At 71.2% G+C, this 16,317-nt stretch carries 11 protein-coding genes; 1 reads left to right on the top strand and 10 read right to left on the bottom strand.

Features of this window, described 5'->3' with window-relative positions; all coding sequences use genetic code 11:
- Positions 1-52 precede the first annotated feature (52 nt).
- The 4 genes from tldD to ACYVAK_RS06095 are packed head-to-tail and all read right to left on the bottom strand — an operon-like array spanning position 53 to position 7,368.
- Complete coding sequence (gene tldD, locus ACYVAK_RS06110) at positions 53-1,492, bottom strand: metalloprotease TldD (RefSeq protein ID WP_461059005.1); 1,440 nt, start codon at positions 1,490-1,492, stop codon at positions 53-55.
- Positions 1,479-5,306, bottom strand: a complete 3,828-nt coding sequence (locus ACYVAK_RS06105) for a YhdP family protein (RefSeq protein WP_461059003.1) — start codon at positions 5,304-5,306, stop codon at positions 1,479-1,481. Before ACYVAK_RS06105 ends, tldD begins: the two co-directional genes overlap by 14 nt.
- A gap of 14 nt (positions 5,307-5,320) precedes the next feature.
- Positions 5,321-6,802 (bottom strand): ribonuclease G, encoded by a 1,482-nt coding sequence (rng, locus tag ACYVAK_RS06100; RefSeq protein WP_461059001.1) that lies wholly within the window; start codon positions 6,800-6,802, stop codon positions 5,321-5,323.
- Positions 6,799-7,368, bottom strand: coding sequence for a Maf family protein (locus ACYVAK_RS06095; protein WP_461058999.1), 570 nt, complete (start codon positions 7,366-7,368; stop codon positions 6,799-6,801). Before ACYVAK_RS06095 ends, rng begins: the two co-directional genes overlap by 4 nt.
- 50 nt (positions 7,369-7,418) lie before the next feature.
- Here ACYVAK_RS06095 and ACYVAK_RS06090 point away from each other — a divergent pair, with 50 nt between their 5' ends.
- Entirely contained in the window at positions 7,419-10,493 is a 3,075-nt protein-coding gene (locus ACYVAK_RS06090) for a diguanylate cyclase domain-containing protein (RefSeq protein WP_461058997.1), read from the top strand.
- Here ACYVAK_RS06090 and rlmH read toward each other — a convergent pair.
- Genes rlmH through leuS form a run of 6 tightly spaced genes read right to left on the bottom strand, consistent with a single transcriptional unit; the run spans position 10,490 to position 16,304 of the window.
- Positions 10,490-10,960, bottom strand: a complete 471-nt coding sequence (gene rlmH, locus ACYVAK_RS06085) for a 23S rRNA (pseudouridine(1915)-N(3))-methyltransferase RlmH (protein ID WP_461058995.1) — start codon at positions 10,958-10,960, stop codon at positions 10,490-10,492. The two genes, ACYVAK_RS06090 and rlmH, sit on opposite strands and share 4 nt — an antisense overlap.
- Positions 10,961-11,000: 40 nt before the next feature.
- Positions 11,001-11,390, bottom strand: a complete 390-nt coding sequence (gene rsfS / locus ACYVAK_RS06080) for a ribosome silencing factor (protein WP_461058993.1) — start codon at positions 11,388-11,390, stop codon at positions 11,001-11,003.
- Positions 11,391-11,441: 51 nt separating this feature from the next.
- Positions 11,442-12,119, bottom strand: a complete 678-nt coding sequence (nadD, locus tag ACYVAK_RS06075) for a nicotinate-nucleotide adenylyltransferase (protein ID WP_461058991.1) — start codon at positions 12,117-12,119, stop codon at positions 11,442-11,444.
- Positions 12,120-12,136: 17 nt separating this feature from the next.
- Positions 12,137-13,177 (bottom strand): DNA polymerase III subunit delta, encoded by a 1,041-nt coding sequence (gene holA, locus ACYVAK_RS06070; RefSeq protein WP_461058989.1) that lies wholly within the window; start codon positions 13,175-13,177, stop codon positions 12,137-12,139.
- Positions 13,177-13,671 carry an LPS-assembly lipoprotein LptE gene (locus ACYVAK_RS06065; RefSeq protein WP_461058987.1) on the bottom strand — a complete coding sequence of 165 codons (495 nt, stop codon included), beginning with the start codon at positions 13,669-13,671 and terminating at the stop codon, positions 13,177-13,179. The genes holA and ACYVAK_RS06065 overlap by 1 nt, the downstream gene beginning before the upstream one ends.
- A 5-nt stretch (positions 13,672-13,676) precedes the next feature.
- Positions 13,677-16,304 (bottom strand): leucine--tRNA ligase, encoded by a 2,628-nt coding sequence (gene leuS, locus ACYVAK_RS06060; RefSeq protein WP_461058985.1) that lies wholly within the window; start codon positions 16,302-16,304, stop codon positions 13,677-13,679.
- Positions 16,305-16,317: the final 13 nt, after the last annotated feature.

Below are 16,317 nucleotides of genomic sequence, written 5' to 3'. Positions count from 1 at the left end.
GCGGGCGCCGCGACGACTGAGGCCGCGCTTGCGCGGGGCATCGCCTCGCGCATCAGGCTTTCGTGCCGCCGACGGTCATCTGCGCGATCTTGAGCGACGGCTGGCCCACGCCCACCGGCACGCTCTGGCCGTTCTTGCCGCACACGCCCACGCCGGCATCGAGCTGAAGGTCGTTGCCGACCATCACCACGCGGTTCATCACTTCCGGGCCGTTGCCGATCAGCGTGGCGCCCTTCACCGGCGCGGTGATCTTCCCGTTCTCGATCAGGTAGGCCTCGCTGGCCGAGAACACAAACTTGCCGGTGGTGATGTCGACCTGGCCGCCGCCGAAGTTGGGCGCGAACAGGCCGCGCTCGACCGAGGCGATCATCTCCTCGAGCGTGTGCGAACCTGCCGCCATCGTGGTGTTGGTCATGCGCGGCATCGGCAGGTGCGCGAAGCTCTCGCGGCGGCCGTTGCCGGTGCGCGCGACGCCCATCAGGCGGGCATTGAGGCTGTCCTGCATGTAGCCCTTGAGGATGCCGTCCTCGATCAGCACGGTGCGCTGCGTGGGCGCGCCCTCGTCGTCGATGTTCAGCGAGCCGCGGCGCGCGTCGAGCGTGCCGTCGTCGATGACGGTGACGCCGGGCGCCGCCACGCGTTCGCCGACGCGGCCCGAGTAGATCGAGGTCCCCTTGCGGTTGAAATCGCCCTCCAGGCCATGGCCGACGGCCTCGTGCAGCAGCACGCCGGGCCAGCCGGGCCCCAGCACCACCGGCATCGCGCCGGCCGGCGCATCGATGGCCTCGAGGTTCACCAGGGCCTGCCGCAGCGCTTCTTTCGCGAGGCCTTCCGCGCGACCGTTGGCGAACAGTTCGACGTAGTCGAAGCGCCCGCCGCCGCCGGCGTAGCCGGATTCGCGGCGCCCGCCCTGCTCGACGATCACCTGCACGTTGAAGCGCACCAGCGGGCGCACGTCGGCGGCCACCGTGCCGTCGGCGCGGGCCACCAGCACGGTGTCGACCGCGGCCGACAGCGAGGCGCTGACCTGCACCACGCGCGGATCGGCGGCGCGCACCCAGGCTTCGATCTCGCGCAGCCTCGACAGCTTGCCCTCGGGTGCTACGCGGTCGATCGGGTCGATGGCGGGATAGAGCGCATGGCCGGCGACCCGGATGCGCTGGCCGAGTGGCGTCTTCAGGCCCTCGCGGCTGATCGCGCGGGCGGCGCGGGCCGATTCCAGCAGGGCCGGCAGGTCGATCTCGTCGGTGTAGGCGAAGCCGGTCTTCTCGCCGCTGATGGCGCGCGCGCCCACGCCCTGTTCGATGCTGTGGGCGCCGTCCTTGACGATGCCGTCCTCCACCGTCCAGCTCTCGCGGCGGCTGTGCTGGAAGTAGAGGTCGCCGTCGTCCACGCCAGGGCCCAGCAGTTCGGCCAGCGCGCGATCGACGTCGTCGAGGCCGAGGCCCGTGGGCGCGAGGAGGGTGCGTTCGGCGAGTTCAAGCGGCGTCATCGGGAATTCCTTCGGGGGTGTCGCGATTCGGGGTGGTGCGGCGCGGGCCGCGCTCGACGACGTCGACGTCCGGTTGGGCCCAAGGGCCCTGCACGCTGTAGACGGTGCGCGTCGCCTGCTTCAAGGGCGCCTGGAACACGGCCTGCGCCACGGCGCCCAGCGCGGCGCCCGCCGGGCCGCCGGTGACCGCTCCGATCGCCGGCAGCACGCCGCCGGCCTTGGGCAGCACTTCGACGCGCTGGTCGTACTCGCGCGCCGCCAGCGCGGTCGTGCCGCTCACGTTGATCTCCGCGGAGGGCCCATCGATGCGCAGGTTGGCGGTGCGCGCGTCGCCGTCCTTGAACTCGAAGTCGCCGCTCATGCCGTTGAACGCGAATCCCTTCTCGAAGAAGTCGCTGAAATCCAGCGTCAGTCGGCGCGGAATCTCGGCGATGGAAACGAGGCCGATGAAGCGACCGGTGCCCGGTTCCACTTCAAGCAGGCGGCCGGCGCCGACATCCACCCGCAGGCTGCCGTCGAAGCGGTCCAGACGGAAGCTGCCCGGCGAGCCGGGCCAGTCGCCCACCATCCGCGATTTCACCGGCCCTTCCTCGACCATGCCGGCGAAGCCGAGTGCGTCGAGCATGCCGCCGAGGCTCTTGGCGTCGAAGTCGACGGCGAAGCGCGACCGCGTCTGGCCGCCGATGCGCGTCCAGTCCCCGCTGGCCATCAGCGTCAGGGCTTCCGACGACGTACTGAAGCGGTCGACGTGCATGCCTTCCGGGGTGGGGAAGGTGTGCATGTCGGCCCGGCCCAAGCGGGCCTCGCCCAGGCGGAAGTCCTCGATGCGGAACTGCAGCGGTGGCAGGCCGGAAGGATCGGTCTCGTCGACTGCCGGGGCGGGCTCGGCACGGCTGCCCGTCATCGCCTTGGCGTCGACGGGCGGCCAGTGCAGGCGCGCGAAGCGGCCGTCGACGGCCGCGCCCTCCGCCGCGGGCACGCGGATCTCGCCGGCGATGGCCGCGCCGTCGAATCCCACCCACAAACCCTGCGCCTCCCGCCGCAGCCGCACCCGGCCCTCACCGAAGCTGCGATCAAGGACGTCGATGGCCCCTACCTGCACATCGACGGATTGCAGTCCGCCCTGACCGGTGGTGCCACCCGACGCCGCGGCGACCCAGCCGCCGACATCGAGACTCGGCACTTGGCCGCGGACGGCGATGCCGGCGTCGGGAATGGGCAGTGGGTCGCCGATGCTGCCGAACTCGGCGACCGCCGCGAACGGCCGCTCGCGGTCGGCCATCCGGCCGCGCAGCTGCATCAGGCGGCCAAGCCGCAGCTGCAGGGCGCCGGCCTTGGCGGGCAGGGGCAGGTCGAGGCGAAGCGGCAGCGGCGTCGCGGCGCTTTTCCGCAACGGTGCGGGCAAGCCGAGCCGGGTGCCGACCAGGTCGGACCGGAGGCTGAGGCGCGCCGGCGGCGGGGGTGCGTCTGCCGTCGCGCGCGGCACGTCGACGCGCACGTCCCACAGGCTGCGGCCTTCGAGCCAGGGCTGGAGCCACGCCAGTTCGGGGCTGCGCTCGAGCAACTGTGATGGCGTGAGCGCGGCATCGAGCTGCAGCTCGGCGAGGTGGGCCGCCTCGCGCACCCTGTCACCGACGCGCAGCGACAGAGCGCCCTTGCTGTCGCCGTAGCGCACCGGCAGGGCGTCGACAACGAAGCCCTTGTCGCTGAAGGGAATGGCCCCGCTCAGCCCCTCGAAACCGATCGTCCAGCGCGCATCGGCGACGCTCGCATTGTCGAGCGACAGCGTGCCCTCGACGTGCCGCTCGCCGAGATCCCTGCGCAGCGGCAGCCTCAGCTGCAGGTCGACCGCCGCGGGCCCGCTGATCGACAGCGCGTCCAGGTTCGCCCGCTGGGGCGCATAGAGCGGGCTTTGCATCACCAGCCGGCGGAGGTCGCCGGCATCGCCGCCACCGCGAACCTCGAGGTCGAGCCACGGCGCCTTGAAATCATCGATCGCGCCCGTCGCATCGGAGACCACCGAATCGAGCAGCTTGGCGCGCATCCCGGTCAGCGCCATGCCCGGGCCGTCGAAGACGGCCTCACCGTGGAACTCGGTCGCCGCGGGCCACGCGTTGTTGAACCTCAGGGTGACGTCCTCGAGCGCGACCCGCGCATCGAAACGCCCGCCGCCATCGCGGAATGGCCAGTGGTCAAGATCACCGCCGAGCGCAACCCGGCCACCGCGCGCCCGGCCGGCGACCAGCGCGGTGTCGAGCCACTGCCGCACGGGCGGCTTCATCGTCGTCCGCAGCCAGAAGCGCTTGGCATCGACCACGTCGAAATCGTCGAGGTCGGCGGCGAGGTCCAGCGTCGGCCGCGTGCCGTCGCCCTGGAACCCCAGCGCGAAACGCGCGCCGATCCGCAACCCGGGCGCTTCGATCGCAAGCGCGTCGCTGCCGAGGCCCAGGCCTTCGCCCTCACGCCACAGCGCCAGTTCGCCGCTCAGCCCGAGCGGCAAGAGCGGCCCGAACTCCGCCGGCCAGTCGAGGCCGATGGACGCACCATCGAGCGCGAGCACCCCGCCGTGCGTATCGAAGTCGACGCTGCCCCCGAGGCCGCGGAGGCCCGGCCGGCGACCCACCGGCGCGAAGCCCACGCCCTCGAGCGTCGCCCGACCGGCAAAGGTCCCTGGCGCCGCCGCCGGCACGGCCAGCGCACGCACCGTGCCCGACGGGCGAGCCTCGGCGACCCAGGAGGCGACACCGCCGGGCAAGCGGTTGCTGAGGGCCGCCAACGCCAGCAGCGGCGCCATGTCGATGCGTTCGGCCTCGAGAGCGAGGCGTTCGCCGCCGGCCATCCAGAAGCGGTCGATGCGCTGTTCGCTGGTGCCGTTGGTGAACGTGCCGCCCGGCACCGAGACCTGCCAGCCGTTCGCCTCGAGCCGCCACTGCGCATCGAAGCCCGCCCGCTCGAAACGCACCGGCGGCAGGGCGGTGCCGACCCGCCGCAGGCTCAGGCCCTCCAGCGCGGTGCGGACTTCCACGCGGGCGATCCGGCGATCATCGAGATCGATCCAGGCGCCGAGCTCGCCGCGACCGGCCAGCGGCTCCACGCCCAGCGCGGCCAACAACGGGCCCCAGGCCGGAAGATCGACCTGCTCGCTGCCCACCCACAGGCGCCCGAGGCGGCCATCGCGGGCCACGTCGGCGATGAGGTCGAGCGGCGCACGGCCCTCCTCGGACCACAGCCGCACGCCACCGCGGACCCGCGAATCGCTGACGCGGAGGCGGCCATCGATGCGCGGCAGGGTGTGGTCGATGCCCCAACGCTCAGCAAGGACGCGCAGCACCGCACCCTGCACCCGCAGTTCGCCGAAACCGGCGAGCATGTCGAACGGATCGATCCCGGGCCTCGCGGGCTCGGGCAAGCCGCTCATCCGCCAGCGGCCGTCGGCATCCTGGTGGAGGGTCAGCGAGAGGCCATCGACGCTCAGCTCGGTCAAGGGCATGCCGGGGAACAAACCCGAATACACCGAGAGCTGCAGGTCCGCGCGGCCGATGGCGAGCTGGCGCTCGCCCTCCCCGACCACGAGGCCATCGAGGGCGAACCGCGGCCCCTGCCGTGTCCAGCGGGCGTCGATGCGGGTGAAGCGGACGGGTTGGCCGACGCGCTCCGACAGCCAGCGGGCGACCTCTTCCGGGTGCTTTTCCACGGCCGGGAGGAACTGGTTCGCGACGGCGACCAGAACGGCCACCACGATCAGGACCACCAATACGCCGTAGCCGCCGATGCGGCGGCAGCGACGCCACCAGCGGCGCGCGACGGAGGCCATGGCTCAGGGGCGGCTCACAGCAGGACGACGTCGTACTGTTCCTGCCCGTACTGCTCGTCGGGCTGGAAGCGGATGGTCTTGCCGAGGAACTCCTCGAGTTCGGCGACGGCGACGGATTCTTCCTCCGTGATGCGCGCGACGACGTTCGGGGCGGCGATCACCAGCAGGCGCTCGGCCTCGAACTGCCGCACCGCCCGCGTGACCTCGCGGAAGATCTCGTAGCTCAGCGTTTCCGGCGACTTCAGCATGCCGCGGCCGCTGCAGGTCGGGCAGGTCTCGCAAAGCTGGTGCTCGAGGCTTTCCGTGGTGCGCTTGCGCGTCATCTCCACGAGGCCGAGCGGCGAGAAGTCGTAGACCGTCGTCTTGGCATGGTCGCGCGACAGCGCCTTCTCCAGCGTACGAAGCACCTGGCGGCGATGGTCGGCGTCGTGCATGTCGATGAAGTCGATGATGATGATGCCGCCGAGGTTGCGCAGCCGAAGCTGCCTCGCCACCGCCTGCGCGGCTTCGAGGTTGGTGCGGAAGGCGGTTTCCTCGAGGTTGCGCTGGCCGAGGAAGGACCCGGTGTTGACGTCCACCGTGGTCATCGCCTCGGTCTGGTCGACCACGAGGTAACCGCCCGATTTCAGCGGCACTTCCTTCTGCAACGCGCGGGAGATCTCGTCCTCCACGCCGTTCAGGTCGAACAGCGGCCTCTCGCCGGCGTAATGCTCGATCCGGCCAGCCAAATCGGGCATGAACTGGCCGGCGAAGCGCAGCAGCCGTTCATGCGTCTCGCGGGAATCGACCAGAACGCGGTCGATCTGGCTGCTCATCATGTCGCGCAGGGCGCGCATCGGCAGCGACAGGTCCTCGTAGATGCGGGCCCCGACCGGCGTGCTGGCGCTGGCCTCGCGGATCAGCTGCCAGGCCAGCCGCAGGTAGGCCACGTCGGCCTCCAGCGCATCGCGGTCCAGCCCTTCGGCATTGGTGCGGACGATGAAGCCCATACCGCTGCCTTCCGCCAGCTCGGTGACGAGGCCCTTGAGGCGGGCGCGCTCCGCGTCGTCCTCGATGCGGGCGGAGACGCCGATAACCTTCGAATACGGCAGCAGCACGAGGTAGCGCGACGGGATGCTGACCTGGGTCGTGAGCCGGGCACCCTTGCTGCCGATCGGGTCCTTGACCACCTGGACGACGATTTCCTGCCCTTCGTGCACCAGCGAGGTGATCGACGGAGGAGGCGCCGGCGGGCCGATCTCCTCGCTCTCGCTGGGCTGCACCTGCGGCACTCGGACGATGTCGGAGGCGTGCAGGAAGGCCGCGCGCTCGAGGCCGAGTTCGACGAAGGCCGCCTGCATCCCCGGCATCACGCGCTGAACGCGGCCCTTGTACAGGTTGCCGACGACGCCACGACGCAGGCTGCGCTCGATGTGCAGCTCCTGCAGCATGCCTTGCTCGGCGAGCGCCACCCGCGTCTCGCGCGGGGTGACGTTGATCAGGATCTCGGCGCTCAACTCATCACTCCATGGCGGCGCAACAACGCAGCGGTCTCGAACAGGGGCAGCCCCATCACGCCGCTGTAGCTGCCGGAAAGGTGGGCGATGAAGGCCGCCGCCCGTCCCTGGATGGCATACGCCCCGGCCTTCCCCTGCCACTCGCCGCTGGCGAGATAGGCGTCCACGGTCGCGTCATCGAGTGCGGCGAACGTCACTTCGGAGCGACACACGGCCGAGGCTTCCTCGCCGGCCGCCAGCAGCCACACCACGGTGGCGACCTCGTGCGTCCGGCCCGAGAGCCGGCGCAGCATGCGGGCAGCGTCGGCAGCGTCCGCGGGTTTCCCGAACACGTCGTCCTCGAGGATCACCTCGGTGTCCGCGGCCAGCACCCGGGCCGCGGGAACGGCCATCACCTCGAGCAAGCCCGCACCGGCCTTCTCGCGAGCGACCCGGTTCACGTAATCGAGGGCCGGCTCGCCCGGCTGGCGGACTTCCGGCACGTCGACGTCGAGGAGTCCGGGATCGAGGCCGAGCTGCTGGAGCAGCGCACGGCGGCGCGGCGATTGGGACGCGAGGAAGAGCATGGCGCAAGCATAGCCGCCCGTTCAGGCCCCGGGCACGTTAGCCTTGCGCCATGGAACGGCCCTTCCCCCCACGCCGAGGCATCTGGACCGACCTGCTGATGGGCGCTGCCCTCCTCGCCTGGGGGGGCACGGCGGCCGCCCTGAGCGAGGACCGCCGGTTCAGCGACTTCGCCATCGACAACTGGACCGTGGCGGACGGCCTGCCGCAGGTGGCCGTGCAAAGCGTGGCGCAGGACGGCGATGGCTACCTCTGGGTGGGGACGCAGTCGTCGATCGCCCGCTTCGATGGCGTGCGTTTCGAACCCTTCGACCGTCGCCGCACCGGCGGCATCGACACCTCGATGGCCGAGTCGAGCTACCGGTCGCGCGATGGCGACGTCTGGTTCGCCAACCGGACCGGCGCCCTCCGCATCCGTGGCGACCGCGTGACGCGGGTCGCCGCCGCGGGCACCGGCGTGGCGGTGCAGTCCATCACCGAATGGCCGGCGGGACGGATGCTGTTCGGCACCGCCCGCGGCCTCTATGAACGGGACGGCGATACCCTGGTGCCGGCAGGCCTCGAAGGCATGGACATCGGCGCGCTGGTGTCCGACGGGCCGGTGCTGTGGATCGGCGCCCGTGGGCGCCTGCTCCGCCGCGAGGGCGAACGCACCCGCAGCATCCCGCTACCGGGCGGCGAGGACCTCCGCATCACGCACCTGCTTCCCCGCGGCGCGACGCTCTGGATCGGCACGCCACGAGGCCTCTGGCGCATGTCGGGCGACGCGGCGCCGGAGCCATTCACACCGGTCGCCGAACTGGGACGGCTGCCGATCGAAACCCTGTGTGCGGACAGCGGCGGCAGCCTGTGGATCAGCACGGCGCCGCGCCTGTACCGGCTGCGCTCGAACGGAGTGCTCGACGCCATCCAGGACTCGGAACTGGTGCGCAACCCATGGGTGAACACCTGCCTCGAAGACCGCGAAGGCAACTTGTGGCTGGGTAGCCAGACCGAAAGCCTGTTCCGGGTCTGGGATGGGCTCGTGTCGCGGCTCACCGAAGCCGACGGCCTCGAAGATCCGTTCGTCTGGTCGCTCGAGGACGACGGCCGCGGCGGCGTGCTCGTGGGCACGAACTCGGGCCTGTCGCGCTGGCACGACGGCCGCACGGAAACCCTCGTGCCCGGGACGGCACTCCCCGACGCCGCGGTGTACGAACTGGCCCGGCTGCCCGACGACCGCCTGTGGATCGGCACGCGCGGCGGGTTGCGTGAGCGCTTGAACGGGCGACTGGGCATGCCGCCCGGTGCCGAGGCTCTCGAAGGCGTGCAGGTGAACGTCATCGCGCCGTCGACGACCGCGATCTGGGTGGGGACCAACGACGGCCTCTACCGGTCCACGACCCGCCAGGGCCTTCGGCCGGTCGGCGAGGGGGCCTTCGAAGGCACCGCGATGCGGGTGCGCGCGCTGCTCCCGCTCGACGACGATCGCGCGCTCGTCGGCACCGAAGACGGACTGCGCTACGTCGACGGCGCGCAGGTCAGCGTGCCGGACTGGGCGCGCGACCTGCGCGGACGGATGGTGACCAGCCTCCTCCGCCTGCCGAGCGGACTGCTCGTCGCGGGAACGCTCGATTCCGGCCTCACCCTCGTCGCTGGCGAGCGGGCGATCCGGCTCGACGAGGGCCTGCCGACGCTGAATGCGTGGACCCTTCGGACCCACGAGGATTGGCTCTACGTCAGTTCGATCGAAGGGCTCTACCGCCTACCGCTGGCGAAGTTGCCCGACCCGGCCACCACCGACGCGGACGCCGCCCACGGCGCGGACGTCGGCGCGTCATGGGTCCTGTCGATGGCGGGGCGGAACCAGAGCGGCCAGCGCGCACGATGCTGCAACGGAGGCGCACGGTCACGTGCGCTGATGGTCGGCGGCCAGCTCTGGCTGCCATCGATCTCCGGGGTGCTGCGTGTCGACCTCGGCGCCATCGGCAGCAGCGGTACCGATCCCCTCGTCCACGTCGAATCGGCGATGCTCGGCGATCGGCGGCACTCGCCCGATGCCGGGACGCTGGTGCTCGACGGCGAACTGCGCGACCTCCGCTTCGACTTCACGGCCCTGCACTTCCGCAGCCCACGCGCGATGCGCTTCGAGTACCGCCTCGACGGCTACGACCGCGACTGGATCGACGCGGGCGAGCGCCGCAGCGCCTTCTACACCAACCTTCCACCGGGCGACTTCCGCTTCCGGGTCCGCGCCCGGGACGAGTTCGGCAAGTCCGTCCAGGCCGGGAACCCGCTCGACGTGCGCGTCGAACCCCGCTGGACGGAGCGGCCGGCGATCCGTGGACTGGGTCTGGCCGCAGGCCTGCTCCTGCTCGCCGCAGGCATGATGCTCGGCCAACGCCGGCAACGCCTGAGGACGGAGCGCCTGCAGGCGCTGGTGGACGAGCGCACGGCGCAGTGGCAGCGGGCCAACGAGCGGCTCGCACAGGCGAACGCCGTCCTCGCGGTCGAGAGCCAGACCGACGCATTGACCGGCCTGCCGAACCGTCGCGCCGTGTTCCAGCAGATGCCGACGATGCTCGCGCGGCATCCGGAGGGCGTCGTGCTCGCCCTGGTCGACATCGACCACTTCAAGCGGGTGAACGACGATTACGGCCACGCGGCCGGCGACACCGTGCTGCGTGATTTCGCCGCTTTCCTGCGCCGGGCCACGCGCGAGGGCGACCTGCTCGCGCGCTGGGGCGGCGAGGAATTCATCATCGTCTTCGGCGGCCTCCGGGAGGACGCGGTCGCGTCGCGCATGACCCGCCTGCTCGACGACGGCCAGAGCCTGAACTTCGACCTCGGTACCGAACGCCCGCTCACGCTGACGTTTTCCGTGGGTTGGACGCGGCATCCACTCGGCGCCACCGCGCAGTCCGATTGGGCGCATGCGCTGGAACTCGCCGACGCGGCGCTCTACCAGGCCAAGGCCAGCGGGCGGAACACCTGGGTGGGCCTGACGGCGGGCCCGCACATGGGCGACGCCGCGCTCGGCGGCCACCCGGGCAAGCGCATCGCCGAACTGGTGGGCGAAGGCCGCCTGCAATGGCAGATCCTGCGCCCGCGGCCGGCGCCGGTGCCGCGCGGGGACCGCTCCGCCTAGGCGCGGTGGTAGGGGTGGTTGCCGAGGATCGAGCAGGCGCGGTAGAGCTGCTCGGCCACCAGCAGGCGCACCAGCATGTGCGGCAGGGTCATCGGGCCGAAGGCCCAACGCTCGTCGGCGCGGGCCCAGACGTCGGGCGCATGCCCCTCCGGCCCGCCGATCAGGAAGGCGAGGTCGCGCCCCCCCTGGCGCCACGCGGCAAGGCGTTCGGCGAGCTGCTCGGAGGCGTAGGGCTTGCCCCGGCCGTCGAGGGCGACGACCCAGGCGTTCTTCGGCAGCGCGGCGAGCACGCGCTCGCCTTCATCGTGCATCGCTCGGGCGGCATCGCGGCCCTTGCCGCGCATGCCGGGCGCCACTTCGACGAGCTCCAGCGGCAAATCGCGCGACAGGCGCTTGGTGTAATCGGCGTAGCCCTCGGCCACCCAAGCGGGTGGCCGTTCACCGACGGCGATCAGGCGGGCCTTCATCGGCGGGGAGGCGCGACGGCGTCGACGCGCCGCAGCGGAATCAGGCTTCCGGCGGCTGGTCGCCGACCGTCCAGAGACGCTCCAGCGCGTAGAACTCGCGGACGCGCGGCAGCATCACGTGGACGACGACATCGCCGAGGTCGACCAGCACCCACTCGGCTTCGCGTTCGCCTTCGACGCCCAAGGGCTGGTAGCCGGCCTGCTTCGACGCCTTCACGACTTCATCGGCCAGCGACTTGACGTGGCGGGTCGAGGTGCCCGAGGCGATGACCATGAAGTCGCACACCGAGGTCTTGCCGCGCACGTCGATCTCGACGAGGTCCTTGGCCTTGATTTCCTCGAGCGCGCCGATGGCGAGCTTCAGGAGATCGGCGGGGGCCGGCAAGGGGTTCGGCGGCTGCGGCTTGATGACGTGTTGCGGATGCGACAACGGGGCGGTCCTGTGTGGGCTGGCGCCGAGTATACCCCCACGCTCCCGGGCTCAACCCGGCCCCGCATCCCGGTACAGGCCACGCGCCGCGATGACGGCGGCGACGCCGGCGGGCAGCCCGGAGGGCGGGCGCCGGCCGGCCACGGCGTCGCGGACCGCCGTGGCGCTTTCCGGCTGCAGGGGCAGGTCGAGCACGGCGATACGTCCGGCCGGCGCCGCGTGGAAATCGGCCGCATCGGTGGCCCAGCGGCCGTCCAGCGCCTCCCGCAGCGCCGGCGTGAGGCCTTCGAGCGCGCAACCCGGGCGACGCGCCACCAGCAGGTGGGCGAGGTCGAACAGCGCGCGCCACTCCTGCCAGCCGGTCAGTCCGAGGAAGGCATCCGCACCGAGGACGAAACCCAAGGGCGTCGACGGGCCATGCTGGGCTCGCCATTCGCGCAGGGTATCGACGGTGTAACTCGGGCCACGGCGCGCACCCTCGCGCGGGTCGATCGCCCAGGTCCCGACCGAAGGCGGCGGCTCGCTCGCCAGAGCCGCCCGCAGCAGGTCGACGCGGTCGGCGAAGGCGGCCCCCGGCGGGCCGCGGTGCGGTGGGTCCGCGGCCGGAAGGAAATCCAGATGCGCGGCGCCCGTCGTGGCCAGGGCGGCGCGGGCCACGGCGAGGTGGCCGAGGTGGATGGGATCGAACGTGCCGCCGTAAAGCAGGTGCAGGGGGGGCGTGGGCGTCATCGCGCGCTCCCGGCCGATCACTTCGCCAGCAGGGTCATCGCCGCGCGCGGCCGCGCGATCGCCAGCAGCAGGCGCTCGAGCGCCCGCCAAGCGTCGCCACTGGCCCGTCCCTTCGCCATCCGCTCCACCTCGCCGACGGCGATGGCAAAGCGCTCCCAGGACGACGGCGGGTGCCGCTCCAGCGCCCGGCTGTACTGGGCCATCTTCGACTCCCAGAGCTTCGCCGCGCGCATCTCGGCCATGACGTTGCCGCCCCGGGCCTTGACCGCGGCGAAGCCGGCGATCTTGGTGATCTCGCCCAGCGTCCAGCCCAGCAGCCCGGCCACCTGCTCGCCCTCGCCGCGCAGCGCGGCGAGGATGCGCGGCACGCGGGCGGCCTCGCCCGCCAGCGCGGCGTCCACCAGCTTGAAGACGTCGTAGCGCGAGGCCTCCGCGACCAAGCGCTCCAAGGTGTCCAGATCGATCGGCCCGGCGCCCTTCTCGAGCAGCAGGGCGAGCTTGTCGATCTCCTGCGCCGCTGCCAGCAGGTTGCCCTCGACGCGCTCGACGAGGCGATCCAGAGCCTCGGGCGTGGCGACCAAGCCTCGCCGGCGCAGGCGCGCGGCCAGCCAGTCGGGCAGTTCATGCGACTTCAACGGCCACACCGCGACGAGGTGGCCGGTGGCGGCGATGGCCTCGCTCCATTTGCCCGCGTGCTGGCGGCTCCAGTCCTGCGCGGTGATCAGCAGCACGGTGTCGGGCGGCGGGTTCGCGCAGTACTCGCGGATCGCCTCGCTGCCGTCCTTGCCGGGCTTGCCACTCGGCAGGCGCAAGTCGAACAGGCGCCGCTGGGCGAACAGGCTCAGCGAAGCGAGGCCCTGCGTGAGTCGGTTCCAGTCGAAGTTGCCCTCGGCATCCAGCACCTCGCGCTCGCCGTAGCCTTCGGCCTTGGCCTTCTCGCGCACGGCGTCGGCGCACTCCTGCACCACCAGCGGCTCGTCACCGGCGATCAGCACCACCGGCGGCAGCGCATCGGCGGCAAGCCGCTTCAGGAACGCTTCGGGGCGGAGTTCCGCCATCAGGGGACGCGCAGGGCGAGGTCGACGCGGCGGAGGATGGCCGCCTGCATGTCGCGGCGCAGCTCCTGCTGCACGATCTCCTGCTCGCCCGGGTTGCCGAAGGCCTCGGCGGCTTCGTACACGTAGTCGCGCGTCAGTTCGACCGTCTGCTGGTCGAGACGCTTGTTGCCCGACGCGTCGAGCAGGTCGAAGGTGACGCGGTAGCGCGTTTCGACCTCGCGCACCGCCACGAAGGCATCGACCGAGATCGGCCGCGTTTCCCAGGCTTCGGCGGTGATCGCGAGCTTGGCGGCACCGTCGGCCACGTCCGTGGTGGTGGCGCCCGCGCGCTGCAGCGACCGGCGCAGCTCGTCGGCCAGCGGACTGTAGGGATCGGCGGCGGTCACGGCGATGGCGCCGAAACCCTCCGGCACCGTGAGCGCGCCGCGCGGGGCGAAGCCACAACCGACCGCAAGCGCGGCGACGAGGGCGGGAGCGAGGAAGCGAGCGCGCATGGGGGTCATCCGGCGACGATGTTGACGATCTTGCCCGGAACGATGATCACCTTCTTCACCGTCTGGCCTTCGATGAACTTCACCACGTTCGGCTCGGCCAGCGCCATCGCCTCGATGGCGGCCTTGTCGGCGGCGGCCGGCACCTCGATGGTGCCACGCAGCTTGCCGTTGACCTGCACCGCCAGCGTCAGGGAATCGCGCACCAGCGCGGCCGGGTCGACCGCCGGGAACGGCAGGGTTTCCAGCACGGTTTCCGCGTGGCCGAGCACCTGCCACAGCGCGTGGCTGGTGTGCGGGGTGATCGGGTTGAGCAGCAGGGTGACGGCCTCGAAGGCCTCCTGCCGCAGCGCGCGGGCAGCATCACCGGCCTCGTCGTACTTCGACAGGGCGTTCAGCAGTTCCATCACCGCCGCGATGGCGGTGTTGAAGCTGTAGCGGCGGGCGTAGTCGTCCGTCACCTTCTGGATGGTCTCGTGCAGCTGGCGGCGGATCGCCTTGCCGGAAGGGGACAGCGCGGCGGCGTCGAGCGCCGGCGCCTTGCCGCCTTCGGCGTGCTTCTGCACCTGGTTCCACAGGCGGCGCAGGAAGCGGGCCATGCCCTCCACGCCCGACTCGTTCCAGTCCAGCGACTGCTCCGGCGGTGCCGCGAACATCGAGAACAGGCGCACGGTGTCGGCGCCGTAGCGGTCGACCATCACCTGCGGGTCGACGCCGTTGTTCTTCGACTTGGACATCTTCTCGGTGCCGCCGATGGTCACCGGCTGGCCGTCGGCGCGCAGCTTGGCCGCGACCACGCGGCCGCGCTCGTCGCGCTCGACCTCGACATCGGCCGGGTTGTGCCAATCCTTCGAGCCGTCGGCGTTCTCGCGGTAGAAGGTCTCGGCGATCACCATGCCCTGGCACAGCAGGTTCGTCGCCGGCTCGTCACTGTCCACGTAGCCCGCATCGCGCAGCAGCTTGTGGAAGAAGCGGAAGTACATCAGGTGCATCACGGCGTGCTCGATGCCGCCGATGTACTGGTCGACCGGCAGCCAGTACTTGGCGCGGTCGTCCAGCATGTCGGTGGCGCCCGGGCAGCAGTAGCGCGCGTAGTACCAGCTCGACTCCATGAAGGTGTCGAAGGTGTCGGTCTCGCGCTCGAAGCGCTGGCCGTCGGCCGCCGTGTACTGGCGCCACGCCGGGTTCGATTTGATCGGCGAGGCCACGCCTTCGAAGCGCACGTCCTCCGGCAGCACCACCGGCAGCTGCTCCTCCGGCACCGGGTGCGCGTTGCCGTCGGCGTCGTAGAGCATCGGAATCGGGCAGCCCCAGTAACGCTGGCGGCTCACGCCCCAGTCGCGCAGGCGGTAGTTCACGCGGCGCGTGGCCTTGTCGCCCAGCAGCGCGGCGGCCTTGTCGAAGGCGGCCTTGTAGCCGAGGCCGTCCATCGCGCCGGAGTTGACGGTGCGCAGGGTCGGCGCGGTCTTGTCGCCGTACCAGTCCTGCCAGCGCGTGGGTTCGTAGGTCTCACCGTCCACGGCGATCACCTGCGTGATCGGCAGGCCGTACTTGGTGGCGAATTCGAAATCGCGCTCGTCGTGGCCGGGCACGGCCATGACCGCGCCGGTGCCGTAGCCCATCAGCACGAAGTTGGCGATCCACACCGGCACCCTGGCGCCGCTGATCGGGTGGATGGCGAACAGGCCGGTGGCGATGCCGCGCTTCTCCTGCGTCTCCAGCTCGGCCTCGGACACGCCGCCCTGCTTGCAGCCCGCGACGAAGGCCGCGACCTCGGGGTTCGAGGCGGCGGCCTTGGCGGCCAGCGGGTGCTCGGCGGCCACGGCCACGTAGGTCACGCCCATCAGCGTGTCCGGGCGGGTGGTGAACACCACCATCGGCTCAGACTCGCCTTCGACGGCGAAGCTGATCTCGAGGCCTTCCGAACGACCGATCCAGTTGCGCTGCATGGTCTTGACCGACTCCGGCCAACCCGGCAGCGCATCAAGGCCGTCCAGCAGCTCCTGCGCGTAATCGGTGATCTTCAGGAACCACTGCGGGATCTCGCGCTTTTCCACCAGCGCGCCGGAGCGCCAGCCACGGCCGTCGACCACCTGCTCGTTGGCGAGCACGGTCTGGTCGATCGGATCCCAGTTCACCACGCTGTTCTTGCGGTAGACGAGGCCCTTCGCATACAGACGGGTGAAGAACTGCTGCTCCCAGCGGTAGTACTCGGGGGTGCAGGTGGTGACCTCGCGCGACCAGTCGTAGGCATAACCCAGCGACTTCAGCTGGTTGCGCATCTTCCCGATGTTCTCGTAGGTCCACTTCGCCGGCGCGGTGTTGTTCTTGATCGCGGCGTTCTCGGCCGGCAGGCCGAAGGCGTCCCAGCCCATCGGCTGCAGCACGTTGAAGCCCTGCATGCGCTTGAAGCGGCTGATCACGTCGCCGATGGTGTAGTTGCGCACATGGCCCATGTGCAGCGCACCCGAGGGGTAGGGCAGCATGCACAGCGCGTAGTACTTGGGCTTGGACGGGTCTTCGACGACCTCGAAGGCCTTGGCGGCGTCCCAGCACTGCTGGGCAGCGGCTTCGAGGGCCTTGGGCTGGAAGCCGGTCTCGGCGGTGTCGGTGGGTGCGTGGGATTCGGCGTGCATGGGGTCTCGTTGG

Source organism: Silanimonas algicola, from assembly GCF_054777375.1.
Note: the sequence above shows the minus strand (reverse complement) of the source record. Positions and strands in the feature narration are given on the sequence as shown.

Bases quoted from the DNA above. Each gene is read 5' to 3' on its own strand.
- ACYVAK_RS06090 (WP_461058997.1), top strand. From the start codon at position 7,419: ATGGAACGGCCCTTCCCCCCACGCCGAGGCATCTGGACCGACCTGCTG.
- ACYVAK_RS06105 (WP_461059003.1), bottom strand. From the start codon at position 5,306: ATGGCCTCCGTCGCGCGCCGCTGGTGGCGTCGCTGCCGCCGCATCGGC.
- ACYVAK_RS06065 (WP_461058987.1), bottom strand. From the start codon at position 13,671: ATGCGCGCTCGCTTCCTCGCTCCCGCCCTCGTCGCCGCGCTTGCGGTC.
- leuS (WP_461058985.1), bottom strand. From the start codon at position 16,304: ATGCACGCCGAATCCCACGCACCCACCGACACCGCCGAGACCGGCTTC.
- ACYVAK_RS06095 (WP_461058999.1), bottom strand. From the start codon at position 7,368: ATGCTCTTCCTCGCGTCCCAATCGCCGCGCCGCCGTGCGCTGCTCCAG.
- holA (WP_461058989.1), bottom strand. From the start codon at position 13,177: ATGGCGGAACTCCGCCCCGAAGCGTTCCTGAAGCGGCTTGCCGCCGAT.
- nadD (WP_461058991.1), bottom strand. From the start codon at position 12,119: ATGACGCCCACGCCCCCCCTGCACCTGCTTTACGGCGGCACGTTCGAT.
- rlmH (WP_461058995.1), bottom strand. From the start codon at position 10,960: ATGAAGGCCCGCCTGATCGCCGTCGGTGAACGGCCACCCGCTTGGGTG.
- tldD (WP_461059005.1), bottom strand. From the start codon at position 1,492: ATGACGCCGCTTGAACTCGCCGAACGCACCCTCCTCGCGCCCACGGGC.